24 protein-coding genes and 1 pseudogene are annotated in these 25,921 nt (G+C 38.9%); 21 read left to right on the top strand and 4 right to left on the bottom strand.

Annotated elements, in window-relative coordinates; translation table 11 throughout:
* The first annotated feature begins 79 nt into the window (after positions 1-79).
* The 14 genes and pseudogenes from mnmG to traT all read left to right on the top strand — a co-directional run.
* Entirely contained in the window at positions 80-1,969 is a 1,890-nt protein-coding gene (gene mnmG, locus H4J46_RS13730; RefSeq protein ID WP_182234006.1) for a tRNA uridine-5-carboxymethylaminomethyl(34) synthesis enzyme MnmG, read from the top strand.
* 30 nt (positions 1,970-1,999) lie between these two features.
* Positions 2,000-2,626, top strand: a complete 627-nt coding sequence (gene rsmG, locus H4J46_RS13725; RefSeq protein ID WP_182234005.1) for a 16S rRNA (guanine(527)-N(7))-methyltransferase RsmG — start codon at positions 2,000-2,002, stop codon at positions 2,624-2,626.
* Between the two features lie 31 nt (positions 2,627-2,657).
* A complete protein-coding gene (locus H4J46_RS13720; RefSeq protein WP_182234004.1) occupies positions 2,658-3,461 on the top strand; it encodes a ParA family protein in 804 nt (267 codons plus the stop codon).
* An 11-nt stretch (positions 3,462-3,472) separates the two neighbouring features.
* Complete coding sequence (locus tag H4J46_RS13715; RefSeq protein ID WP_182234003.1) at positions 3,473-4,363, top strand: ParB/RepB/Spo0J family partition protein; 891 nt, start codon at positions 3,473-3,475, stop codon at positions 4,361-4,363.
* 339 nt (positions 4,364-4,702) lie between these two features.
* Positions 4,703-5,095 carry an ATP synthase subunit I gene (locus H4J46_RS13710; RefSeq protein WP_310650243.1) on the top strand — a complete coding sequence of 131 codons (393 nt, stop codon included), beginning with the start codon at positions 4,703-4,705 and terminating at the stop codon, positions 5,093-5,095.
* 17 nt (positions 5,096-5,112) lie between these two features.
* Positions 5,113-5,898, top strand: coding sequence for a F0F1 ATP synthase subunit A (gene atpB, locus H4J46_RS13705; protein ID WP_182234002.1), 786 nt, complete (start codon positions 5,113-5,115; stop codon positions 5,896-5,898).
* Between the two features lie 47 nt (positions 5,899-5,945).
* Entirely contained in the window at positions 5,946-6,173 is a 228-nt protein-coding gene (gene atpE / locus H4J46_RS13700) for a F0F1 ATP synthase subunit C (protein WP_182192460.1), read from the top strand.
* Positions 6,174-6,206: 33 nt separating this feature from the next.
* A complete protein-coding gene (atpF, locus tag H4J46_RS13695) occupies positions 6,207-6,677 on the top strand; it encodes a F0F1 ATP synthase subunit B (RefSeq protein WP_182234001.1) in 471 nt (156 codons plus the stop codon).
* A 14-nt stretch (positions 6,678-6,691) separates the two neighbouring features.
* Entirely contained in the window at positions 6,692-7,225 is a 534-nt protein-coding gene (atpH, locus tag H4J46_RS13690; RefSeq protein ID WP_182234000.1) for a F0F1 ATP synthase subunit delta, read from the top strand.
* Positions 7,226-7,238: 13 nt separating this feature from the next.
* Positions 7,239-8,780, top strand: a complete 1,542-nt coding sequence (atpA, locus tag H4J46_RS13685) for a F0F1 ATP synthase subunit alpha (RefSeq protein ID WP_182233999.1) — start codon at positions 7,239-7,241, stop codon at positions 8,778-8,780.
* A gap of 27 nt (positions 8,781-8,807) precedes the next feature.
* Positions 8,808-9,668 (top strand): F0F1 ATP synthase subunit gamma, encoded by an 861-nt coding sequence (gene atpG, locus H4J46_RS13680; RefSeq protein WP_182233998.1) that lies wholly within the window; start codon positions 8,808-8,810, stop codon positions 9,666-9,668.
* A gap of 58 nt (positions 9,669-9,726) precedes the next feature.
* Complete coding sequence (gene atpD / locus H4J46_RS13675; RefSeq protein ID WP_146878249.1) at positions 9,727-11,112, top strand: F0F1 ATP synthase subunit beta; 1,386 nt, start codon at positions 9,727-9,729, stop codon at positions 11,110-11,112.
* Between the two features lie 46 nt (positions 11,113-11,158).
* Positions 11,159-11,578, top strand: a complete 420-nt coding sequence (locus H4J46_RS13670) for a F0F1 ATP synthase subunit epsilon (protein WP_182233997.1) — start codon at positions 11,159-11,161, stop codon at positions 11,576-11,578.
* A gap of 304 nt (positions 11,579-11,882) precedes the next feature.
* A pseudogene (gene traT, locus H4J46_RS13665) lies at positions 11,883-12,026 on the top strand (complement resistance protein TraT); the annotation flags it as partial.
* Between the two features lie 98 nt (positions 12,027-12,124).
* Here the strand turns inward: traT and H4J46_RS13660 are convergent.
* Positions 12,125-12,373 (bottom strand): YdcH family protein, encoded by a 249-nt coding sequence (locus H4J46_RS13660; protein ID WP_182233995.1) that lies wholly within the window; start codon positions 12,371-12,373, stop codon positions 12,125-12,127.
* Positions 12,374-12,384: 11 nt separating this feature from the next.
* Entirely contained in the window at positions 12,385-12,696 is a 312-nt protein-coding gene (locus H4J46_RS13655) for a TraR/DksA C4-type zinc finger protein (protein WP_182233994.1), read from the bottom strand.
* Between the two features lie 227 nt (positions 12,697-12,923).
* On the opposite strand from H4J46_RS13655, the gene H4J46_RS13650 reads away from it, so the two are divergent.
* Both H4J46_RS13650 and H4J46_RS13645 read left to right on the top strand, forming a co-directional pair.
* Entirely contained in the window at positions 12,924-13,478 is a 555-nt protein-coding gene (locus H4J46_RS13650; protein WP_182233993.1) for a cytochrome b, read from the top strand.
* A 14-nt stretch (positions 13,479-13,492) separates the two neighbouring features.
* On the top strand, positions 13,493-14,053 hold the full coding sequence (locus H4J46_RS13645) for a YceI family protein (RefSeq protein ID WP_182233992.1): 561 nt from the start codon (positions 13,493-13,495) through the stop codon (positions 14,051-14,053).
* Positions 14,054-14,235: 182 nt separating this feature from the next.
* Here the strand turns inward: H4J46_RS13645 and H4J46_RS13640 are convergent, their stop codons facing one another.
* On the bottom strand, positions 14,236-16,518 hold the full coding sequence (locus tag H4J46_RS13640) for a DPP IV N-terminal domain-containing protein (RefSeq protein ID WP_182233991.1): 2,283 nt from the start codon (positions 16,516-16,518) through the stop codon (positions 14,236-14,238).
* 286 nt (positions 16,519-16,804) lie between these two features.
* Between H4J46_RS13640 and H4J46_RS13635 the strand changes: the two genes are divergently transcribed.
* Complete coding sequence (locus H4J46_RS13635) at positions 16,805-17,293, top strand: acyl-CoA synthetase (RefSeq protein WP_182233990.1); 489 nt, start codon at positions 16,805-16,807, stop codon at positions 17,291-17,293.
* A 119-nt stretch (positions 17,294-17,412) separates the two neighbouring features.
* Positions 17,413-18,447, top strand: a complete 1,035-nt coding sequence (locus H4J46_RS13630; protein WP_182233989.1) for a DcaP family trimeric outer membrane transporter — start codon at positions 17,413-17,415, stop codon at positions 18,445-18,447.
* A gap of 337 nt (positions 18,448-18,784) precedes the next feature.
* On the opposite strand, the gene H4J46_RS13625 is transcribed toward H4J46_RS13630, so the two are convergent.
* The gene (locus H4J46_RS13625) at positions 18,785-21,127 is read right to left on the bottom strand and encodes a Tex family protein (RefSeq protein WP_182233988.1); all 2,343 of its coding nucleotides are present in this window, start codon (positions 21,125-21,127) and stop codon (positions 18,785-18,787) included.
* 273 nt (positions 21,128-21,400) lie between these two features.
* Between H4J46_RS13625 and glmU the strand changes: the two genes are divergently transcribed.
* The 3 genes from glmU (at position 21,401) to glmS (ending at position 25,761) form a co-directional block, all read left to right on the top strand.
* Positions 21,401-22,762, top strand: a complete 1,362-nt coding sequence (gene glmU, locus H4J46_RS13620) for a bifunctional UDP-N-acetylglucosamine diphosphorylase/glucosamine-1-phosphate N-acetyltransferase GlmU (RefSeq protein WP_182233987.1) — start codon at positions 21,401-21,403, stop codon at positions 22,760-22,762.
* 390 nt (positions 22,763-23,152) lie between these two features.
* Entirely contained in the window at positions 23,153-23,914 is a 762-nt protein-coding gene (locus H4J46_RS13615; protein WP_182233986.1) for a DeoR/GlpR family DNA-binding transcription regulator, read from the top strand.
* 14 nt (positions 23,915-23,928) lie between these two features.
* Positions 23,929-25,761, top strand: a complete 1,833-nt coding sequence (glmS, locus tag H4J46_RS13610) for a glutamine--fructose-6-phosphate transaminase (isomerizing) (protein ID WP_182233985.1) — start codon at positions 23,929-23,931, stop codon at positions 25,759-25,761.
* Positions 25,762-25,921: the final 160 nt, after the last annotated feature.

The raw sequence follows: 25,921 nt of genomic DNA, 5'->3' as shown, positions 1-25,921 counted from the left end.
AGATCATTCCCCTCAAGCGAAAAAGGCGCTAAAATACCGCTCTTAAAAAATTAAATAGCAAAACTAAGGTCAGTAATTTATGTGGTATCAAGAGTCTTATGATGTAATTGTTGTTGGTGGCGGTCATGCTGGAACAGAAGCGTCACTTGCAGCAGCTCGCATGGGCTGTAAAACACTATTATTAACCCACAACATTGACACCCTTGGTCAAATGTCCTGCAACCCGGCGATAGGTGGTATTGGCAAAGGACATTTGGTTAAAGAAATTGACGCCCTCGGTGGTATCATGGCAACTGCAGCTGACCATGCTGCAATACAATTTAGAACGTTGAATGCCAGCAAAGGCCCTGCTGTACGAGCTACTCGGATACAAGCTGATAGAAATTTATATCGAAACTTTGTTCGTAATTATTTAGAAAACCAAGAAAATTTAACGATATTTCAACAACCATGTGACGATCTCATTCTAGAAAATAATAAGATCGTAGGTGTTTCTACCCAGATGGGATTGAAATTTAAAGCTAAAAGCGTTGTGTTAACAGTTGGTACTTTCCTTGCCGGCCAGATTCATATTGGTCTAAATAATTACCAAGGCGGAAGAGCCGGTGATCCCGCCAGTGTGAACCTTGCAGCTAAATTACGTGATATGCCCTTTAGAATTGATCGTTTAAAAACAGGAACACCACCGCGCTTAGACGGAAGAACCCTTGATTTTTCTGTTATGGCAGAACAACCAGGTGACGATCCTAGGCCGGTATTTTCTTACATGGGCTCAGGAGACGATCATCCAAAACAAGTTTCATGTTTTATCACCCATACTAATCAGAAAACCCATGATATTATCAAATCTGGTTTAGACCGTTCACCCATGTATACCGGTGTTATTGAAGGGGTTGGACCACGTTATTGCCCGTCAATTGAAGACAAAATACACCGTTTTGCTGATAAAGACAGTCATCAAATATTTGTCGAGCCTGAAGGCTTAAACACCCATGAAATTTATCCTAATGGTATTTCTACTAGTTTGCCATTTGATGTGCAGATGGATCTTGTTAGATCGATCAAGGGTTTTGAAAACGCCCATATAACTCGTCCAGGTTACGCTATAGAATATGATTTTTTCGATCCTCGCGATTTAAAGCAAACGCTAGAAAGTAAATTTGTTGAAAACCTTTATTTTGCCGGCCAAATTAATGGCACTACTGGTTATGAAGAAGCCGGTGCTCAAGGACTTGTTGCAGCGACCAATGCCGCGGCTAGGGTACAAGGCAAAGAAGAGCTAGTATTAACCAGAGATCAAGCTTACATGGGCGTGCTAATTGATGACTTAGCCACCTTAGGCACCAAAGAACCTTATCGTATGTTCACCTCACGCGCTGAGTATCGCTTATTGTTACGTGAAGATAACGCTGATATACGCTTAACAGAAAAAGGTCGTGCTTTAGGTTTAGTGGACGATCTACGTTGGCAACGATTTAATGAAAAAATGGAAAATGTTGAGCTTGAGCGTCAACGTTTACGTTCAACTTGGTTACAAAAGGATCATCCAGCGGTTGATCAAGTCAATACCTTGTTGAAAACGCCTTTAAGTCGTGAGAATAATTTAGAGGATCTTCTTCGACGTCCAGAAGTTCGATATAACGATCTAGTGGCTATTGAAGGCCTAGGACCTAAACTCGCAGATCAACAAGCTGCTGAGCAAATTGAAATACAAATAAAATATGCCGGTTATATTGACCGACAACTAGATGAAATAGCGAAAAAGAAGCGCCATGAAAACACGTTAATTCCAATAGACTACGATTTTAGTCAGATATCAGGTTTATCAAATGAGGTTGTTGCTAAGCTCTCAGACGCGCGACCTGAAACTATTGGTAAAGCGTCGCGTATTTCTGGTATTACTCCAGCAGCAATTTCGTTATTATTGGTTTATCTGAAAAAACATGGCTTATTACGCAAAAGTGCTTAAATAGTCAGCATAAACGAAAGATTTCACCATATGACATTATCTGACCAACTTGTTGCTCTAATCAAGGAAACCTCGCTTGAGGTTTCAACAGAGCAAATTTCTTTACTTATCCAGTACGTTGAATTACTAAATAAATGGAATAAAGCCTACAATCTGACCTCAGTGCGTGATCCTAAAGATATGATGATAAAACATATCATGGATAGCTTGATGGTGGGTCCGCACCTTAAAGGTCAATCATTTATTGATGTAGGCACTGGGCCAGGTTTACCAGGAATTCCGCTTGCTATCTTGTATCCTGAGCGTAATTTTGTATTATTAGACAGTTTAGGTAAAAGAATTACCTTCTTAAGGCAAGTTGTTTTCCAGTTAAAGCTTAATAATGTCATACCCGTCAAATCACGTGTTGAACAATATCATCCGGAGCAACCTTTTGATGGCGTATTAAGTCGAGCATTCTCATCGTTAAACGATATGGTAACTTGGTGTGAACATTTAGTCAGTGTTGAACACGGCCGATTCTTAGCACTAAAAGGTATTTATCCTAGTGATGAAATCGCGGCTTTACCAGATAATATAGCGGTTACAAATAGTTATGCTATTGCCGTTCCTCAATTAGACGGTGAACGCCATTTGATTGAATTAGTTAAATCATAATAAATTTGGGCAGAAAAGTGTTGAGGATCCTGTGGGAAAAATAATCGCGGTTGCAAATCAAAAAGGTGGTGTCGGTAAAACGACAACCTCGGTCAATCTTGCTGCTTCGCTTGCAGCAACTAAACGTAAAGTTTTACTGGTCGATCTTGATCCCCAAGGTAACGCTACTATGGGGAGCGGTATAGATAAATATGAAGTTCCAGCAACATGCTACGAATTACTTATCGAAGAGCGTCCATTTGAAGACGTGGTTTGTAGAAATACAGCGGGTATTTATGATCTTATTGCCGCAAACAGTGATGTAACTGCGGCTGAAATTAGATTAATGGAGGTTTATTCTCGAGAACATCGTTTGAAAAATGCTTTATCAAAAGTAAGTAAAGACTACGACTATATTATCATTGACTGTCCACCGTCATTGAATATGTTGACGGTTAACGCTATGACCGCTGCAGACTCAGTGTTAGTGCCGATGCAATGTGAGTATTATGCTTTAGAAGGCTTAACCGCTTTAATGGATACCATTTCACAATTAACGTCAGTCGTTAATAGTAAACTCCATATTGAAGGTATTTTACGTACCATGTACGACCCCCGTAACCGTTTAGCAAATGATGTTTCTGAGCAATTAAAGCGCCACTTCGGTGATAAAGTTTATCGTACCGTTATTCCGCGTAATGTGCGTTTAGCAGAAGCACCAAGTTTTGGTGCTCCAGTGATGTACTATGATAAATCATCTACAGGTGCAAAAGCTTATCTTGCCTTAGCGGGTGAAATATTACGTCGTGCAGAACCCAAAAAATCCTCTATACCGCAAATCATTACAGAAGAATAATAAGGAATATTATGAGTCAAACTAAACGCAGAGGTCTAGGTCGCGGTCTTGATGCCTTATTAACAAAACCATCAGCAGATTTAACTAGTAATTTAGGTGATAAAACAGATACGTCAAGCAAAAATGCTGAATTACATAATTTACCAATAGAACAATTGCATCCTGGCAAGTATCAGCCACGCAAAGATATGTCAGCAGAAGCGTTAGATGATTTGGCTAACTCCATTAAATCGCAAGGTATTATCCAACCAATTATTGTCCGACCAGTTAGTGAATACAGTTATGAAATTATAGCTGGTGAGCGTCGTTGGCGTGCAGCTCAAATAGCGGCATTAGATACCGTGCCTTGTTTAATAAAACATGTGCCCGATGAAGCGGCCGTGGCGATTGCTTTAATAGAAAATATTCAACGTGAAGACCTAAATGCGATGGAAGAAGCTATTGCATTAGAACGATTGCTGATTGAATTTGAATTGACCCATCAAGAAGTTGCCGATGCGGTTGGCAAGTCAAGAACGGCGGTAAGTAACTTATTGCGCTTAAATAACCTTAACAGTGAAGTTAAAACCTTACTTGAGCATGGCGATATCGAAATGGGACATGCTAGAGCACTATTAGCTTTAGATAATGACATTCAAACGAATACGGCACGTATTGTGGTAGCGAAAGAGTTAAACGTGCGCGAAACAGAGGCATTAATTAAAAAATTACAACAACCGGCGAAGGAAATAATCACCAAGTCAGTAGATCCTAATACAAAGGCATTAGAGCAAAACTTATCTGAAAAGTTGGGCTCACACGTTGCGATAAATCACAATAAACAAGGTAAAGGAAAATTAGTAATATCTTACAGTGATCTATCAGAACTAGATGGCATTGTCTCACGCTTTAATTCCTTTTAGCGCTACCTTAAAATAAGCTGCTAAAATCGACCAGATTTACTGACTTAGATTCCAATAATAAAAACCGTTAATTAGCCATTTTTGATCAACTGAAAAATGGCTATTCATTTGCTGTTTTTACTTTTGCTTTTATAATTCATCAGTAATGTTTTAATCTTCGATTATACCTTAGTCGTAATTTACTCATTTAGCGGAACATTTTGTAGATAATGTCACTAATGAGTAGCCTCTCTTGTTGCATTAGTGCTGTAATTCAGTATACTTGCGACGGCTTTTTAGAGATGAAATATTATCTTTAAAAAACTGTAAGCATTACGAAAAATGTCGTAGGAGTTTCTGGTGAGTTTATTTATTCACAATGAGTTAGCTAGGCCAGGAAGAGAATTTGCTTTTAAGCAAATATTAGTCGCGATAGTCATTGTTTTACTTTGCAGTTTAGCAACATATTTTATTTGGGGATTATCGTTTGCACACTCAGTATTAAGTGGTGGCGCAATCAGTATAATCCCCAATTTTGTCTTTGCTCATAAAGCGTTTAAATATGCCGGAGCAAGATCGTCAGAAAAGGTTTTAGATGCCTTTTATAGTGGCGAAAAATTGAAAATAGTATTAACGGCCGTTTTGTTTGCGCTAGCCTTTAAATTTTTAGCGATAGAGCCCATAGCTTTTTTCAGCAGTTTTTGTTTAGTAGTGGCGTTGCCATTACTCACACCATTTTTGTTTAAACTTTAATCATTGGGATCATTAATATGTCTGCAAGTGCTGAATTAACCAGCCAAGATTATATCAAACATCATTTAACTAATTTGTCGACTGGTGAAGGGTTTATGACCGTTCATTGGGATACTCTTGGTTGGTCGGTGTTTTTGGGCTTAGTATTTCTTTTTATCTTTCGTTCTGTTGCCGTTAAAGCAACTACCGGTGTTCCCGGCAAGTTACAATGTGCCGTTGAAATGATTGTTGAATTTGTTGGTGATAGTGTTAAAAGCACTTTTCACGGCCACAATCCTTTAATTGCGCCACTAGCATTGACTATTTTTGTTTGGGTTCTATTGATGAACTCAATGGATTGGGTACCTGTTGATCTACTACCTTGGATTATTAGTTTGGTATCAGGTATCGAAATGTCTAATGTGTACATGAGAGCAGTACCTACCACAGATCCGAACATGACCTTTGCTTTAGCAATAGGTGTGTTCATATTAATTATTTACTATTCAATTAAAGTTAAAGGTGTTGGCGGATTCATTAAAGAATTAACTACTCAACCTTTTGGTCATTGGTCTTTATATCCAGTAAACTTTATTCTTGAAATGGTTACCATGTTAGCTCGTCCTTTATCTTTAGCGTTACGTTTATTCGGTAACCTATATGCAGGGGAGTTAATATTTTTACTGATTGCGACAATTGGTTTATACCAATTACCAGTACACTTTTTATGGGCTGCATTCCATTTATTAATCATCCCATTACAAGCGTTTATTTTCATGATGTTAACTATCGTATATCTTAGTTTAGCTCACGAAGATCACTAATTTTCAACTTAACTTTAACTTTAACTTTAAAATAACCGGAGATAAATATGTTATATATCGCTGTTGCTCTACTAATCGGTCTTGGTGCTTTAGGTACTGCGATTGGTTTTGGTCTTCTAGGTGGCAAATTCTTAGAATCAGCTGCTCGTCAACCTGAGCTTGCACCACAACTTCAAGTGAAAATGTTCATTGTAGCGGGTCTTATCGATGCTATTGCGATGATCGGTGTTGCTATTGGCCTATACCTATTATTCGTTGTTGGTGTTCCAGCTTAATTAAAACCGCGAATTTAAATAGGAGGTACACAAATGAATATTAATATGACCTTAATCGGTGAGTTAATTGCATTTGTAGTATTCGTAATTTTTTGTATGAAGTTTGTATGGCCACCGATTACGGCAGCCATCGAAGCTCGTCAAGCAACTATTGCTGATGGACTTGCTGCTTCAGACCGTGCCGCTAAAGATCTTGAGCTTGCTCAAGAGAAAGCTACAGCACAATTAAAAGAAGCTAAAGCGCAAGCGGCAGGTATTGTAGAAGCTGCTAAAAAGCGTGAAGTTCAAATAATTGAAGAAGCTGCAGTTAAAGCACATGCTGAAAAAGATAAAATCTTAGCGGCAGGTCATGCAGAAATTGATACTGAACGTAATCAAGCAAAAGAAGAACTACGTCAACAAGTTGCTATTTTAGCAGTTGCTGGTGCAGAGAGAATTCTTGAGCGTTCAATCGATGCCGCTGTACATAGCGACATTTTAGATAAACTTGTAGCTGAACTTTAGAGGGAAATGAGCTTATGTCTGAATTGACAACCATCGCTCGTCCCTACGCTAAAGCGGCGTTTGATTTTGCTATCGAAGCGAATACAGTCGAAAACTGGTTAGAAATGCTAGTTTTCGCTGCACAAGTTGCTGACGACACTACTATAAAGAGTTATCTTTCTGGTGGTGCGTCAGTAGAACAAGCACAAGACATTTTTTTGAAAGTCTGTGATGTTCAACTCGATAGCAATGGCCAAAATTTGATTAAAGTTATGGCTGAAAATCAACGTTTATTGGTGCTACCACAAGTTGTTATTCAGTTTCGTGAATTAAAAGCGGAACATGAGAAAACAGTATCTGTGGATGTAACGTCTGCTGTTGAATTAACAGCAGAACAAGAAACTACATTATGCGCTGCGCTTGAAAAGCGTTTGGCTCGAAAAGTAAAACTTAATTGTAACATTGATGCAAACGTAGTCTCTGGCTTAGTAATAAAAGCTGGTGACATGGTAATAGATGGTTCAGTACGAGGTAAATTGAACCGCTTAGCAACAATAATGCAATCCTAACGGGGAACAGAGTATGCAACTGAATTCCACTGAAATCGCTGAACTGATCAAGAGTCGTATTGAACAGTTTGACGTAGTTAGTGAAGCTCGTAATGAAGGTACTATCGTTTCTGTAACTGACGGTATCATTCGTATTCATGGCCTTGCAGACGTAATGCAAGGTGAGATGATTGAACTTCCTGGCAGTCGCTTTGCTATCGCTTTAAACCTTGACCGTGATTCGGTCGGTGCGGTAGTTATGGGTCCTTATGCGGATCTAGCTGAAGGCGTTAAAGTAAAATGTACTGGTCGTATTTTAGAAGTACCAGTAGGACGTGGCTTATTAGGCCGCGTTGTTAATACACTTGGCGAGCCAATTGACGGTAAAGGACCTATCGAAAACGATGGTTTTTCACCAGTTGAAATGGTAGCACCAGGCGTAATCGATCGTAAGTCTGTTGATCAACCTGTACAAACAGGTATTAAATCAATCGATTCAATGATTCCAATTGGGCGTGGTCAACGTGAACTTATCATTGGTGACCGTCAAATTGGTAAATCTGCAATCGCATTAGATGCAATTATCAATCAGAAAGACACAGGTATTAAGTGTGTATACGTAGCTATTGGCCAAAAAGCCTCTACGGTTGCTAACTTAGTTCGCTCATTAGAAGAACACGGCGCGTTAGATAATACTATCGTTGTTGTAGCTGGCGCTTCTGAAGCCGCCGCACTTCAGTACTTGTCAGCATATTCTGGCTGTACTATGGGTGAATACTTCCGAGATCGTGGTGAAGATGCACTAATCGTATATGATGATTTGTCTAAGCAAGCAGTTGCTTACCGTCAAATTTCATTACTTTTACGTCGTCCGCCAGGCCGTGAAGCTTACCCAGGTGACGTTTTCTATCTTCACAGTCGTTTACTTGAACGCGCTGCTCGTGTAAATGAAGCATACGTTGAACGTTTCACAAATGGTGCTGTAAAAGGTAAAACAGGTTCTTTAACTGCTTTGCCTATCATTGAAACGCAAGCGGGTGATGTATCTGCATTCGTACCTACTAACGTAATCTCAATTACCGATGGTCAGATTTTCTTAGAATCTAACCTATTTAACTCAGGTATTCGTCCTGCTGTTAACGCTGGTATTTCTGTGTCACGTGTTGGTGGTGCTGCTCAAACTAAAATCATCAAGAAATTAGGTGGTGGTATTCGTTTAGCATTAGCACAATATGCTGAATTAGCCGCGTTTGCTCAATTTGCCTCAGATTTAGATGACGCTACACGTGCTCAATTAGAGCATGGTCAACGCGTTACTGAATTGATGAAGCAAAAGCAATACAGCCCATTGTCAATTGCTGAAACAGCTGTATCTTTATTCGCCGCAGAAAAAGGCTTTTTAAATGATATCGACATCAACAAAGTTGTTGATTTTGAAGATGCATTACGTTTATACGTAAACAATGATCACGCTGAGTTGATGGCTACTATCAATGAAAAAGGCGACTATAACAAAGATATCGAGTCTGGTTTAGCGAAAGCGATTGAAGCTTTCAAAGCTACTCAAACTTGGTAATTTAGTTAACCTTTTCGGAGAATAGTCATGGCCGGTGGTAAAGAGATAAAATCGAAGATTGGAAGTGTAAAAAATACACAGAAGATCACCAGCGCAATGGAAATGGTTGCAGCAAGCAAAATGCGTAAAGCGCAAGATAGCATGGCTGCCTCTCGTCCATACGCTGAAAATATGCGAAATGTGATCGGTCACATCGCGCTTGGTAATTTAGAATTTCGTCATCCCTATATGGTTGAACGTGAAACTAAGCGCGTAGGTTATATCGTTGTCTCAACAGACCGTGGTTTGTGTGGTGGTTTAAATATTAATTTATTTAAACAAGTACTTGCTGATGCAGGTAAACACCAAATAGCTGGCGCCGAAGTTGAATTTGCCGTAGTGGGTTCTAAAGCTACGTCATTTTTCAACAATATGGGTGCTAAAGTTGTTTCACAAATTTCTGGATTAGGTGATAGCCCATCGCTAACCGATTTAATCGGTAGTGTGAAGGTTATGCTAAATGCCTATGATAATGGTGAGATAGACAGATTGTTCATTGTATATAACAAGTTTGTTAATACCATGACGCAAAAGCCGACAATCGATCAACTTTTACCTTTGCCTAAGTCAGATGATGACGCTATTAAGCATCGCTGGGATTATATATACGAACCTGATGCTCAAGCAATACTTGAACATTTATTGGTGCGATATACAGAATCTCAAGTATATCAAGGTGTGGTTGAAAACCTCGCCTGTGAACAGGCCGCTCGTATGGTTGCAATGAAATCTGCAACTGATAATGCGGGTGACTTAATTGATGATTTACAATTGGTATACAACAAAGCTCGTCAAGCAAGTATTACTCAAGAATTGGGTGAAATTTGTGCTGGTGCAGCAGCGGTATAAGCAAAGGTTCTTTGTTTATTTTATTAGTAAATAAGAGCACAAGATTAGAGGATTAAACATGAGTACAGGTAAAGTCGTCCAAATCATTGGCGCAGTTGTGGATGTAGAATTTCCACAAGATGCTGTACCTCAGGTATATGACGCGTTAAATGTAACTGAAGGTGACCTTTCAGGCTTAGTACTAGAAGTACAACAGCAATTAGGTGGTGGTGTAGTTCGTACTATCGCCATGGGTTCATCAGATGGTTTGCGTCGTGGTCTGAACGTAGAAAACACAGGTAATAACATCCAAGTACCAGTAGGTGTATGTACATTGGGTCGCATTATGAACGTATTGGGTGAGCCTATCGATGAAGCTGGCCCAATCGGTGAAGAAGAAAAGTGGTCAATTCATCGTCAAGCGCCAGCCTATGCTGACCAGGCGTTGTCAAATGAACTACTTGAAACTGGTATCAAAGTAATAGATTTAGTTTGTCCATTCGCTAAGGGTGGTAAAGTAGGTTTATTCGGTGGTGCTGGTGTTGGTAAAACCGTTAACATGATGGAACTTATTCGTAATATTGCGATCGAGCATAGCGGCTACTCAGTATTTGCTGGTGTAGGTGAGCGTACTCGTGAAGGTAACGATTTCTATCATGAAATGAACGATTCAAATGTACTTGATAAAGTATCACTTGTTTACGGTCAAATGAACGAGCCTCCAGGAAACCGTTTACGTGTTGCCTTTACTGGTTTGACAATGGCTGAAAAATTCCGTGATGAAGGTCGTGACGTATTATTCTTTGTTGATAATATTTATCGTTACACTTTAGCTGGTACTGAAGTCTCTGCATTACTAGGCCGTATGCCATCAGCCGTTGGTTATCAACCAACACTTGCTGAAGAAATGGGCGTATTGCAAGAGCGTATTACTTCAACGAAGAAAGGTTCAATCACTTCAATCCAAGCGGTATACGTACCAGCAGATGACTTGACTGATCCCTCTCCAGCTACTACTTTTGCTCACTTAGATGCAACAGTTGTATTGAGTCGTGATATTGCTTCGCAAGGTATTTACCCTGCAATTGACCCACTAGATTCTACTTCGCGTCAATTAGACCCGTTAGTCGTCGGTGCTGAGCATTATGAAACAGCTCGTGGTGTTCAATCCACATTACAACGTTACAAAGAACTTAAAGATATCATCGCCATCTTAGGTATGGATGAGTTATCTGAAGAAGATAAATTATCGGTGAATCGCGCACGTAAGATTCAACGTTTCTTATCTCAACCGTTTTTTGTTGCTGAAGTATTCACCGGCTCTCCTGGTAAGTATGTATCACTTAAAGACACGATTAGTGGCTTTAAAGGACTACTTGCAGGCGAGTATGATGATTTACCTGAGCAGGCTTTCTACATGGTTGGTTCTATTGAAGAAGCAGCTGAAAAAGCTAAAAACATGTAATGAAGGCTGGTGATTAACATAAGTTAGTCACCTATTAGGAGGTCAAATGGCATTACTTTCTGTAAATCTGAATGTTGTTAGCGCTGAAGAAAGTTTATTTTCGGGTAGCATTGAATCATTACAGATCACAGGTAGCGAAGGTGAATTAGGCATTATGCCTGGTCACGCACCTTTGCTGACCTCACTAAAACCTGGTATGGCAAGAATCGTTAAAAAAGGTGGTGATGAAGAAATCATTTATCTTTCTGGCGGTATGCTAGAAGTTCAACCAAATAACGTTACTGTATTAGCGGATATCGCGATACGTGGCGCTGATTTAGATGAACAAGCTGCACTACAGGCTAAAGAACGCGCAGAGAAACACTTGAATGAACATGGTAATGATCTTGATTACGCAGAAGCCGCAGCTGAACTAGCTCGTGCCGTTGCGCAATTACGTGTTATCCAAGCAACAAGTAAAAAATAACCTCCGCGTTCAACATTAAGTTTTAGTGATAAAAAAAAAGCGACTTTTACCCAGGTAAATAGTCGTTTTTTATTATTTATTATTGTTGAAAAACACCTAGCCCACCTGTTCCACTTATTCCATTTAGCCGTTTAATTCACCTAATTCCACGATTTTTTTAACCCAACCTCATTTTTTGAAAACAAAAAATTCCAACCCAAATAAGTGTATAATTGTATAAAATTTAAACATTAGCTAAAACTATTAGTTGTGTATCTGACTAGACATTTTTCGAAAAATTTAATTTTTACAAACTACTACATCTACTAAAACTTATTTCGAGGAAACAAATATGAAAGAGAATAGAGCCAGAGTGGTGAATACAACAAATGAAGCTGATTTAGAATTTGAAGAGGCACAGCCAGTAATGTTTGATAAAACAGCCTATGCAATGTCGGCATTCTTTTAATAGTTGAGCTGGTATAAGCTAGTTATGTTAATAAGCCAAAATCCTGTTAAAGCGTTGTGGCTTTTTATAACCTAAGCACAACTCAACTATAACTGACTTTATACTGACAATTTTACTTTTTTTAGTAAAGTATATAACTCATCTTTTAAGTGTAAACGGGCTAGTTTTTGTTGTTCTAAATACGTATCTGATGTTGGCTCAACACCAACTTCTATACGGTGAATTTCTTGATCTAACTGATGATAATCTTTAAATAAACGGGCAAAATGTACATCTTGCATTTTTAAGTGATGGATTTCTTTTTCTAACTCTGGAAATTCATGGTGTAGGTCGTGTTTCTCTATCATTAGGGTTGCTCCTATTTAGCACAATCAATACAAGTATCGATATAAGGTAATATTTTTAAACGCTCGGGATTGATAACTTCAGCGCATTGGCTGCAAAAACCATATTCATTATTGTCAAAACGGGTTAACGCTTGCTTAATTAAGCCTAGTTCAATTTTGGCTTCGTGATGAATTTCATTAAGCACTTCATTATTTTCGTTTTCGCAAGTCTGTTCAGAAAAGTCTTGAGAACGACCTTTTCTAAAGTCTGCTTCAATTGCATTAATACGTCGTTGAAGTTCAAATTTTTTCTCTAATAAACTACTTAGAATCTCTTTATCCATTAGTATTGCTCCTTAAACCTTGCTTCATTTTAAGCCTCTAGTGGCTAACTGTTTTGATCTAGCGCAATAATTTGCTCAAGTTTTTTACATTACTTAAACATTAAAACTTAGTCAGCTCATTGCGATCAAAGGCATTATTTTGTGTCCAAATAATTAGGTTTTTTGTCAGTGAGTAGCTAAACTAAATAGCCCAGTTATCATCAAGAATGAAAAGGATTCACAATAAAGTGTCGTGGAAAAACAGTCAGCAACAATATGGCCTGCTGAGTAAATTACTACACTGGCTCTCGGCATTAACGGTTTTTTCGTTATTTGCCTCAGGGTTTTGGATGGTCGAGTTAAACTACTCAAGTAAATGGTATCAACTAATCCCGCATTGGCATGAAAGTGTTGGGATACTTTTATTGATGGCAACTATATTCAGACTGTTGTGGCGTCGTATTGCCGGCTCTCCCGGTGCAATAACTAGTCATAGTGCTTTTGAGAAAAAAGCTTCAGCTTTAATGATAGTTATTTTGTATATCACGCTATTTACTGTTTTGATTTCCGGTTACTTGATCACCAGTGCTAATGATAAAGCCATTGCTGTTTTTGATTGGTTTAAGGTTATACCATGGGTGCTGGGGATAAAAAACCAGGAAGATATTGCTGGTGTGGTACATTATTACATAGCATACGGCTTAATAATCCTCGCGTTATTGCATGCATTAGCGGCCTTAAAACACCATTTTATTGACCAAGACGTCACATTAAGACGTATGACTAAAAATACAGATAAATAATTAAAGGAACTGATATGAAAAAAAAATTACTTGTTAGCGCTCTATTAACCTCGAGTTTACTAATACCAGCTTTAGCCGCTGATTATGTTATTGATACTAAAGGGGCACATGCCTCTATTAATTTTGCAGCGAGTCATCTGGGCTTTAGTGTACTTGCCGGTCGATTTAACGACTTTTCAGGTAACTTCTCTTATGACAAAGATAATGTTTCTGCAGCTAAAATTGAGGTAATTGTAGATACCTCAAGTTTTGATTCAAACCATACTAAACGTGACAAACATGTACGTTCAGATGATTTTTTAGATGTTAATAAATATGCACAAGCGACATTTATTAGCAGCAAAGTTGAAGATAAAGGTGATGGTAAACTTGCCATAATAGGAAGTTTTACCATGCACGGTATTACTCTCCCATTAACTATTGACGCCGTTAAAGTGGGTGAAGGTGATGATCCTTGGGGTGGTTATCGTGCCGGTTTTAGCGGCACCGCTACTATCGCTATGGCAGATTTTGGTTTTAAAAAAGATTATGGCAAAGTAGATCTGACTTTACATATTGAAGGTATTCGCCAGTAATAAATAAAGCTGATTGAAAAAAGGGCCATGTGCCCTTTTTTTTGCTTAAATTTTATAATTGTCTAGGTCAATTTTATAAACCCAATTGGGTTGCTAACGAAATATAATTAACGCGAGTTAACAACCGATATTTTTACACTATCGGCTGCTATTAATACCGCTATATTGGGCTTATATAATTACTAGCTAAAGGTAAACTCTTTTGGTGGTGTTAATGCCATTAAATGCTCTACAAAGTAATCCCAGCGTTTACGCATCATATACGGCTTTCTGGCAAAGCCATGACCACGGTTTGGTAACATCAGCATATCAAAATCTTTATTGGCAGCAATTAACGCTTCTACGACAACTAGAGTGTTATATGGTGGTACATTGGTATCAGTTGTGCCATGGGCAATAAGTAGCTTACCTTTTAGGTTTTCAACGATTAATTGATTTGCTTGGCTGTCGTAGTTGGTGGTGCCATCTTCATTTTTTACTAACATACCATGATACTTTTCACCCCACTCATCAGCATAGTTTCTATTGTCATGATTACCGGCTTGTGAAACAGCAACTGAATAAAAGTCTGGATAAGTCAACAAGGCGCGTGTTGAAGCAAATCCACCACCTGAATGGCCCCAAATGCCAACACGGGTGCTATCAATCCAGTGATATTTTTTGGCCAGTTGTGTAATGGCTGACACTTGGTCTGGAATGCCACTATCACCCATGTTTTGATAATAAAATTCATGGAAGCTTTTTGAACGACCAGGCGTACCTAACGCGTCAATTTCGATAACAATAAAGCCAAGTTCAGCAATTGCTTGGTTATCACCTCTAGCGGTTTTAAAATGACGACCACGAATACTGCCTACTTGTGGACCCGGGTATAAATAATTGACCACAGGATAAGACTTACTTGCGTCAAAATCGCTAGGCTTATACATTAGTCCATAGATGTCATGCTCGTTATTACGGTCTTTAACAATAAACGGCGTAGGCGCTTGCCAACCGGTATTGGTAAGCTTAGTAATGTCCATTTGTTCGATGATAAAACCAGATTTACTGTTAGTGCTGCGAATAAAGCTAGTTTCTGCTTGGTTTGGTGTTGAGACTCGGTCTAAGAAAAATTCAGCATTGTTACTTAAAGTAATACGGTGATGCTTTTGCCCAGGGCTTAATAAGGCAATATTTGAGCTATCTTTGTTAATACTATAAAGGTAGTGAAAGTATGGGTCTCCAGCTTCTTTACCCGCAGCAGAAAAAATAAGTTCCCCTGTTTTTTCATCAACATTGAGTAATTCTAAAACAGTCCAATCACCTTGGGTTATTTGATTTTTAATTTCCCCCGTTACGGCATCAACTAAATATAAATGGCCCCAATTTGAGCGTTGAGAAAACCAAATAAACTCATTACTTTGATCAAGGTATTGCCAACTAATGCCACTAACACCTGACTCAAAAAAGCTATCGGCAGTTTCAGTTAACACTGTACGCACTTTACCGCTTATAGCATCTGCTATTTTTAAGCTAGCAGTTTTGTGATCGCGCGTTGATGAGACAAAGGCAAAATGACTGCTGTCGCTCGACCAATCAACATCTAATAAACTACCATCGCTACCAGCAACATGGTCTGTTATGGTTGATCTGTGATCATCTGCAGTCATATCTAGCACCACTACATTCGCTTGCTCAATATCAATGACCACACGGTGAATTTTGAAGATGTTTTTATCACCGGGTAATGGATACTTCCAAATATCGATTTTAGGGTGGCCAACTGCGGTAGACACTATAGCCATTTCACCAACGTTTCGGCTGTCATGTTTAAAAGTGGTGATTTTTTTCGAATCGGGTGACCATTTTACTACCGGCTTGTCACTACGAACCCAACCTGCATTATTGGTGGCGTAACCAAAGTTTGCTATTCCGTCAGTGGTTAATTGTTTTTCGTTATTATCATTAAGGTTACGCAGCCATAAGTTGTGGTCTTTAATATAAACTGCCAGTTTGCCATTAGGCGAAACTAACTCACTATCTTTAATAGCAATGACACTCAATTGACACAAGTAATTTTCAATATCACATTGGTATAATTTATCATCTATAGTCAGCGAAATTACTTTTTCACTTATCAGTTCAAAGCGGTTAAAAGGCAAGGCTTCTGGTTTTATTTCTTGTTCAGTAAGGCGAGCTAAGGCGCGGGTAAGTTTTTGATGATCGAACGCCAATTTCTTTTCTTTTTTTATTGCATCCAAGATAAAAAATTGTTTGCCATGCTGGGTTTGGCTGCTATAAATCAGCTTGTAGTTTTCAGTCCAGCTTGGATATTCTACAGTGCCAACAACTAATTTTTCGGTGTACTTGCCCAATTGACGTTCAGCTTGTTGGTATTTTTCAATGTTGAGTGATTCAGCATTAACACCAAAAGCTAGGCATGCTAAAACTGTGCTTGATGACATAGATTTTATTTTTGAAACCATGAATAACCTTGACTTTATCAGTTATAAAAATAGGATTTTTTAGATGTTATCATTTCTGATAACGGTACTGTGGACATTTTCGACCAGATGATTATTGATTGCGATAGCTAACTACTAACTTACCGTTAATTAGCTGATTTTTACTTTATGTAGACTAAAGTCTAGGTTATTTTTGTCAATTTTAGACTTAGGTCTAATTTATAAACTCACGCTGACTCTTTACTGTTACTAACATAATAAATGGTTTTGATTAAAATTCGATCAAAGTGATGAAATAGAGAGTAATATGCCGAACTTGCTTAATGATAGTGGTCAACAAGCACAATTGTCTTGGTTGCAGTCGAGTAATGGTGAGTGGTTTTATTTTAGGGACAAAAATTTTATTAATGAAGATACGCTATTAGCTCGCGAGCAAAATTATATCTGGTTAGTCTCACAAGCTACGGCTGCTGATAAAGTCAGTGGTTATCGTGTTGCTAACCAAACAATAGAAGAGTTTATTGAGCAATTAGCAGATGTTAAACAGGTCGTTGTGTTTGGTGTTCCTCACGAAAAAAAAGGCAATGCGATTCATGTCTATGTTGAGTTAAATAACCCATCGACTGAATTATCAGCACTATCAAACACTATTAATGCGAAACTTGCCGGCTGTTTAGGTGACTTTGCTCAGGCTGATGTCATCAAATTTGTTGATCAATTACCTATTGCTCAAAACAAAAATGTTTCTAGAAAAATATTGAAATTTCAAAATATATCAATGAATTATGCAGCATAAAAATTATAACGGTTGCTAATTTTTATTAAAAATACGCTATCAAAAATTAAAACGATAAAAACACGACCAGAGCATATCTTTTGTTGCTCTAAGATCAATAACACATGGGGAAAATAAAAATGTTTAATAAGAAAAAGCTTTTATTAGCAACAGGTCTTTTAGCTATGGCCGGCAGCGCAACTGCTGGTTATGAAATTAAATTGTCAGATAAAGATACTATTACTTTTGGTGGTTATGTCAAATTAGACGCACGATATGTTGATGGTAACATTAACAGTATCACTAATGATTATTGGGTTGGTGCAGGTAACGTTGGCGATATTTCTCGAACTAGCTTTCGTGCAACAGAGACGCGCATTAATACTAAATATGTTCATGGTGATGTAACTGGCTTTATTGAGTTTGATCTTCATGGCGGCGGCGGTAATGAAATTGTTTCAAACTCATCAAATCCAAGATTACGTCACGCATTTATCAAATATAAAAATATTCTAGTGGGTCAAACATGGTCAACATTTGTCAATACCAGTGCTTTAGTTGATGGCGTTGATTTTGGTGGCCCGCTCAATGCCTCTGCGTTTATTAGACAAGGGCAAGTACGTTATACCCAAGGTAACTTTCAAGTTGCCTTAGAAAATCCTGAATCTGATAAAGGTGATTCAAGTCAGGATTCTATGCCTGACGTTGTTGCTAAGTATACCTTTAATGGTGACTGGGGTAATGTTTCTGTTGCCGGTTTAGCGCGTCAATTAAATACTGTTGGTGGTAATTCGGAGTCGGCTTTTGGTTACGGTATTTCAGGTAAAATCAACACGTTTGGTAAAGATGACTTGCGTTTTCAAATCCACGGTGGTGAAACTGGACGTTACGTTGGTGTAGTAGCAGCACGTGATTTAGTAGGCGAAACAGTAGAAGAATCAAAATCTTATATGGTCGCTTATCGCCATTTTTGGAGTGATGATATTCGCAGCACTGCATTTTATGGTAAAACATCGACAGAAGTTGCTGATACCGATAGAAGACATTGGGGCGTTAATCTCTTTAAAAGCTACACCAAAGAGCTTTCATTTGGTGTCGAAGTAGGCAACTTTGAATCTGTAGATCAAAATGCTGATTCAGATTACGTACAAATTTCAGCTAAATACGTGCTTTAGTTTAACATCTACGTTAGTTAACCTCCCAACCGAGGTTGTTTTTGGGGAAGCTTTTTGCTTCCCCTTTTTTTATGTTCAGGATGAAGGATATGTCATGTTTCCATGGATGTGACAGAATGACGATGTTCATACCATCTATAGCTTCACGGCATTAGTGCATCCCATTCATAGCCATCTCGGTAACTACTCTTTGCATTATTCTATGACTTACCTCCATGTAAAACTATCCACCTTAATGAATGACCCTCTTGATTTAGTGGTTTCTGCTATCGTTATGGCGCTTGCTTTTAACTGATAACAGACAGCTGATTACTGCTAACTTAACAATAAGTTATAGTTATTTTTTTAGGTTGGCAAAAGCGTCAGCAAAGGCATTACCCATAGCGGCATTATTTGAGGCTTTTGGTTGCTGCGTTTTTGCCTTATTTCTGCTCTGTTGTGGTTGTTTAGTACTTTTGTCGTTAGCTTGTGCTTTTTGAGGCTGTCCTGAAGGCTGACTTTTTATTTGTGCTATTGTTTCATCTAAACGCATAGTTAAACTGATGCGTTTGCGTTGTGGGTCAACTTCCGTCACTTTAACTTTGACCACTTCACCAGCTTTGACAATTTCATGCGGGTCACTGACAAATTTATCGGTCAGTGAAGAAATATGCACTAAACCGTCTTGATGCACACCCACATCAACAAAAGCGCCAAAATTAGCGACGTTAGAAATAACTCCTTCGAGTATCATGCCCACTTTAAGGTCGTTAATAGTATTAACACCGGCTTGAAAAGTGGCGGTCTTAAATTCTGGACGAGGATCACGACCGGGTTTCTCTAATTCGCTAATAATATCTTTAATGGTTAGCGCACCAAAAGCATCGCTAGTTAAGCTGTCAATATTAATTTTTTCTAGCGCAGATTTATTACCTATTACCTGACTGATATCAGTATCGAGTTGTTGTAAAATTTGCTCAACTAAGCGGTAAGTTTCAGGATGAACGCCTGAATAGTCTAGCGGGTTATTACCCAGGCTTATCCGTAAGAAGCCTGCGGCTTGTTCAAAAGCTTTTGGTCCTAAGCGAGCGACTTTTTTTAATTCATTTCGATTATTAAATCGGCCGTGTACATCACGAAAATTAACGACATTATTTGCCATGGTTTTGTTTAAACCTGAAACCCGTGATAACAGTGCGGCAGAAGCACTGTTTAAGTCAACACCAACGGCGTTGACACAATCTTCAATAACATTGTCTAAGGTCTGGCTGAGTTGGCTTTGGCTGACATCATGTTGATATTGACCAACACCAATGGCTTTTGGATCTATTTTCACTAGCTCTGCCAAGGGGTCTTGTAAGCGGCGTGCAATAGATACCGCACCACGAATTGACACATCTAAATCAGGAAACTCTTTGGCGGCAAATTCTGATGCTGAATAGACTGATGCGCCGGCTTCACTCACAATCACTTTGGTGAGCTTATTCGTTGCTAACTTAGTAATAACATCAGCGATAAGCTGGTCACTTTCACGTGAAGCAGTGCCGTTACCTATCGCAACTAATTCTACTTTATGTTGTTGGCATAGATTAACTAAAGTACGTACTGATTTATCCCAATGATTTTGTGGCGCATGGGGAAATATAGTTGCCGTTTGTAATAATTTACCGGTAGCATCAACAATAGCTAATTTACAGCCGGTTCTAAGACCAGGATCTAAACCTAACGTTGTTTTTGGGCCTGCTGGCGCCGCCATCATTAAGTCGTTTAAATTACGTGCAAAAACCTTAATCGCTTCAACTTCCGCTTGTTCTCGTAATTGACCTAACAATTCTGTTTCTAAACTTTGGCTTAACTTTATTTTCCACGTTGTTTGTACCACTTTGGTTAAAAACGTTGCCGCGGCTTGCCCGGTTAAGCGTAAATTGAAATGCTCGGTGATTAGCTGTTGTGCACTTGAAAAGGCGCCTTCTTGGCCGGGATCGACATCAATACTTAATGATAATAACTTTTCATTACGACCGCGTAACATAGCAAGCATACGGTGTGATGGCACCGACTTTAATAATTCAGAATGCTGAAAGTAATCACGATATTTTGCTGCGGCTTTATCTTTGCCTTTGATTAATTTACTGCAAAGGTGTGCTTGCTTAAGTAAATGATGACGTAATTTTTGAATTAAATTAGCGTCTTCGGCAAAGCGCTCCACCAGAATATAGTGCGCACCTTCAAGTACTGAATTTTCATCAATTAAACCTTGCTCTTTATTGATAAAGGCTTGTGCTTCCTGTTCAGGGTTAAGTTGCCAATTATTATAAATTTTATTGGCTAGAGGCTCTAAACCGGCAGCAATCGCAATTTGCCCTTTGGTTCTTCTTTTCGGTTTAAAAGGTAAGTAAAGATCTTCTAAACGAGTTTTATTGTCGGCATTATTGAGTTCAGCCGCTAACGCAGGGCTTAATTTACCTTGTTGTTCGATATTGGTAATAATAACTTTTCGACGATCGGCTAAATCTCGCAAATAAACTAAGCGCTGCGCTAAGTAACGCAAATGGTTGTCATCAAGCCCTTGAGTAACTTCTTTTCTATAGCGAGCAATAAAAGGAACCGTTGAACCTTCATCTAATAAGTTTATAGCCGCATTTATTTGGCTGGTTTTTACATCAATTTCTTTGGCTATTTGCTCAGCAATGGGCATCATTTATACGGGTTCCTGGTTCAATAAAAGTGTGGTGCTTACCGTGTTTTTGTTGGGAATAGTATATACCTAAACGCTAGCCAGGTGTGATATACCCGCTAAGGTTTTTTCTTGTCAGCGGGGGGGAAATCATAGGGGTTAAGTGGTTAATATGATTTTAATAGAGAAGCATTTAATTTAGCGTTACAATGCCCGCATACGTTAATGTCTAATTGATTAGTTTATGTTTACTCATCAAATTGATACATGGAATCTTATAAAATAAACGGACAAATTATGGCTCTCTCTGTTGTTATCTTAGCTGCGGGTAAAGGTACTCGCATGCGCTCTGCTTTACCAAAAGTTCTTCATCCCGTTGCTGAAAAGCCAATGGTCTCTCATGTTATTGACGCTGCACGTCAGGTTGATAGCGAAAATATTTACTTGGTTTATGGTTTTGGTGGCGATGTGCTTAAAGCCAAAGTCACGGGTGATGATTTAACCTTTGTAGAACAAAAAGAGCAATTAGGCACAGGTCATGCTGTTGATATGGCATCGCCATTTTTATCTGACGATGAAGATGTATTAGTGCTTTATGGTGATGTACCTTTGACTAAAGTGAGCACATTACAGCGTTTAATTGCTGCTAAGCCTGACAATGGCATGGCGTTATTAACCGTGCATTTAGCTAACCCAGCGGGCTATGGTCGTATTATGCGCGATAGCTCAGGCACAGTGGTTGGCATTGTTGAACAAAAAGATGCCACTGTTGAGCAACTGTTAGTGAATGAAGCTAACACCGGTATTTTATTGGCCAATGGCGGTGATTTAAAACGCTGGCTAGCCAATTTATCAAGTGATAACGCCCAAGGTGAATATTATTTAACTGACATTATAGCCGCTTGTCATCAAGAAGGTAAACTTATTGCAACGGCCCACCCTAATAGTGAAATTGAAGTAGAAGGTGCCAACAACCGTGTGCAACTGGCCGGTCTAGAACGCGCGTATCAAATAAGAAAAGCAGAAGCCTTGATGATAGCTGGCGCGAGTTTACGTGATCCTAACCGTATTGATATTCGTGGCCATGTTAGCGTGGGTCAAGAAGTGGTGATTGACGTGAACTGTATTTTTGAAGGCAATGTTGATATTGCCGATAACGCGACAATTGGCGCTAATTGTATTTTAAAAAATTGTACTATCGGCAAAGGTGCTGAGATTAAACCTAATACCATGATCGAAGGTGCCATTATTGGTGAGCTAGCCTCAGTTGGTCCGTTTGCACGTATTCGCCCCGGTACAGAATTAAAACGTGATGCTCATGTTGGTAATTTTGTCGAAATGAAAAAAACAATCCTAGGAGAAGGTGCAAAAGCCGGTCACTTAAGTTATTTAGGTGATGCTGAAATAGGCGCTAATGCTAACATTGGTGCCGGTACTATTACTTGTAACTATGACGGTGTGAATAAAGCTAAAACGATTATTGGCACAGGGGCTTTTATCGGTTCAAATGCCTCATTAGTAGCACCTGTTGTTATTGGTAAAATGGCAACAACAGGCGCTGGTTCAGTGATTGTGAAAAATGTTGATGATCATGAATTAAGTGTTGCTCGTGGTAAACAGCGCAATATTGCCAGTTGGAAACGTCCAAGTAAAAAATAGGCTTATATACTTGCTATAAGTCTATTAAAATTTATCATGAGAAAAATGCACAAGTTTAATAATGCGTGCATTTATACTCGTTAAAATAACCAATAACGACATTATTGATTTGATATTTAAAACAACTAGTTATTAAATTAATATTGTATATTGAGTCATATTCTCTACTTATAAAATAGCTCAGCCAGCGAAGAAAATTTTTATTATCAATAAATTAACAGTCAACGGATAATCAGATCAAAAATACTCATTTACGTTGAAACCAGATGAGAGTTAACCAATAGTTAACTAAATTTATGACCGATCTTTAGATAAATATTGTTTTTATTTTCAGCTTTTGTTTTAATAGCTAAGTTTTAAACCGAAACTTTTAAGAGTAAAACGAAAGCAATGTCAAAACGAAATACTCAGCAACGTCGTCACACCATTATTGCCGAGCTAAGCAACCTAGGTGAAGTAAGTGTTGATAGGCTTGCAAAAATGTTCGATACCTCAGAAGTTACTATCCGTAAGGACTTGGCTGTATTAGAAAATAGTGGTTTGCTCCTGCGCAGATATGGTGGCGCAGTGCCTTTACCTCATGAAATTATCGCGCCAAAAACAGATAAAGTTTCGAAACGAAAGATAATGATCGCAAAAACAGCGGCATCGCTGATCAGAGACCATAATCGTATTATTTTAGACAGTGGTAGCACAACATCAGCTTTAGTGCGGGAGTTAAATGTAAAACAAGGCCTAGTGGTGATGACGAATTCACTTGCTATAGCGTCTGATTTACATGCACTAGAAAATGAACCAACATTATTGATGACCGGTGGTACTTGGGACCCACATTCCGAGTCATTTCAAGGGCAAGTGGCAGAAAGTGTTTTACGTTCTTATGATTTTGATCAGCTATTTATTGGTGCCGATGGCATTGATTTATCTCGCGGTACAACAACGTTTAATGAACTGTTAGGCTTAAGCCGAGTTATGGCGGAAGTATCCCGTGAAGTTATCGTGATGTTAGATTCAGAAAAACTTAATCGCAAAATACCTAATTTAGAATTACCTTGGGGTAAGATTCACACGTTGATCACAGATGCAGATATGCCTGAAAACGTACGAAGTGAAATTATCAAACAAGGCGTTAACCTCGTTATAGCAAGTTAAAAAGGATAGAGAATATGTGTGGAATTGTTGGTGCTGTCGCACAGCGCGATGTAGCAGACATCTTAGTAGAAGGTTTAAAACGATTAGAATATCGTGGTTATGACTCTGCTGGTGTTGCAATTGTTGATAATAATAACCAACTTAATCGCGCCCGTCGTTTAGGTAAGGTGCAAGAGCTTGCTGATGCGTTACATGCTAACCCGATAGCGGGTGGCACCGGTATTGCGCATACACGTTGGGCAACACATGGTGCGCCAAGTGAAGCTAATGCACATCCGCATATTTCGTCAGAAACCATTGCGGTTGTGCACAACGGTATTATTGAAAACCATGAGATTTTACGCACGCGTTTACAAGGTTTAGGTTATAGCTTTACCTCTGAAACTGACACAGAAGTTATCGCTCACTTGGTGCATCATGAATTAAAATCGACCAATAGTTTGTTAAGTGCTGTTCAAGCGACCGTAAAACAATTAATCGGGGCTTATGGCACTGTTGTGCTTGATACTCGCGACAAAGACCGTGTGGTGGTTGCACGTTCTGGCAGCCCATTAGTGATTGGCTACGGTGTTGGTGAAAATTTTATTGCCTCAGATATGCTGGCACTATTACCAGTGACGCGTAAATTTTCCTTCTTAGAAGAAGGTGATGTTGCCGAAGTTACGCGTTTTGAAGTGAACGTTTTTGATACTAATGGCAAGCCTGTAACGCGCGAAGCGAAAGAGTCTGCTGTTAGCCATGACGTTGGCGATAAAGGTGAATATCGTCACTACATGCTAAAAGAAACCTTTGAGCAACCTACCGCCATTCGTAATACCTTGGAAGGTCGCTTACTGGGTAACGTTTTAGACATCAATACCTTTGGTGAAGGCGCTGATGATATTTTTCAAAAAATTGAACATGTGCAAATTATTGCCTGTGGTACCAGCTACCACTCAGGTATGGTGGCACGCTATTGGTTAGAAGCCTTAGCTGGCGTGTCATGTAATATTGAAATTGCCAGTGAATTTAGATATCGCCAATCGCATGTACCTAAAAATGCCTTGTTAGTGACTATTTCACAATCAGGCGAAACTGCTGATACTTTAGCAGCCTTACGTTTAGCTAAACAAATAGGTTATCGCGCGAGTTTAACGATATGTAATGTTGACGGTTCGTCATTAGTACGTGAATCTGATTTGGCCTTTATGACTAAAGCGGGTGCTGAAATAGGGGTTGCTTCAACCAAAGCCTTTACCACTCAACTGGTGGGCTTATTAATGATGACCTTAGCGATTGGTCAGCATCACGGTATGTCAAAAGACAAGCAAACCGAAATTGCTCAATCATTAATGACCTTACCGAGTAAATTAGAAGAAGTGTTAGCACTTGCGGGCTCCATTGAAGATTTAGCAGAAGATTTTGCCGATAAACATCATGCGTTATTTTTAGGGCGTGGTGATCAGTACCCTATCGCGATGGAGGGGGCATTAAAACTGAAAGAAATTTCATACATTCATGCTGAAGCCTATGCTGCCGGCGAACTTAAACATGGGCCATTGGCGTTAATTGACGCAGAAATGCCAGTGATTGTTGTCGCACCTCAAAACGATTTAATTGAAAAGTTAAAATCCAATGTTGAGGAAGTACGTGCTCGAGGTGGTTTAATGTATGTATTTGCTGATTCAAACGCTAACTTCAGCAGCGATGACACCATGAAAGTAATTAATGTTCCAGTATGTGATGACTTAATTGCCCCTATCGTTTACACCTTGCCGCTACAATTACTGTCTTACTATGTTGCCATCATCAAAGGTACTGATGTTGACCAACCGCGCAATTTAGCCAAGTCGGTGACGGTGGAATAGTTTGCTGTCATGGTTGTAAAAATTTATAGCAGTTAAATAACATTGTAAACTGAAAAGCAGATGAGAACATTTTAAAGCAGCCTTTATATCAGGCTGCTTTTTTTTGGCTGGGATTGAGCGAACCAAAAAACACATGAATAACTATCGCTAATGTATTTAT

This window comes from Colwellia sp. MB02u-6 (genome assembly GCF_014077095.1).
In the GTDB taxonomy this organism is placed as follows: Bacteria; Pseudomonadota; Gammaproteobacteria; order Enterobacterales; family Alteromonadaceae; genus Cognaticolwellia.
This window is presented reverse-complemented; position numbering and strand designations above follow the sequence as displayed.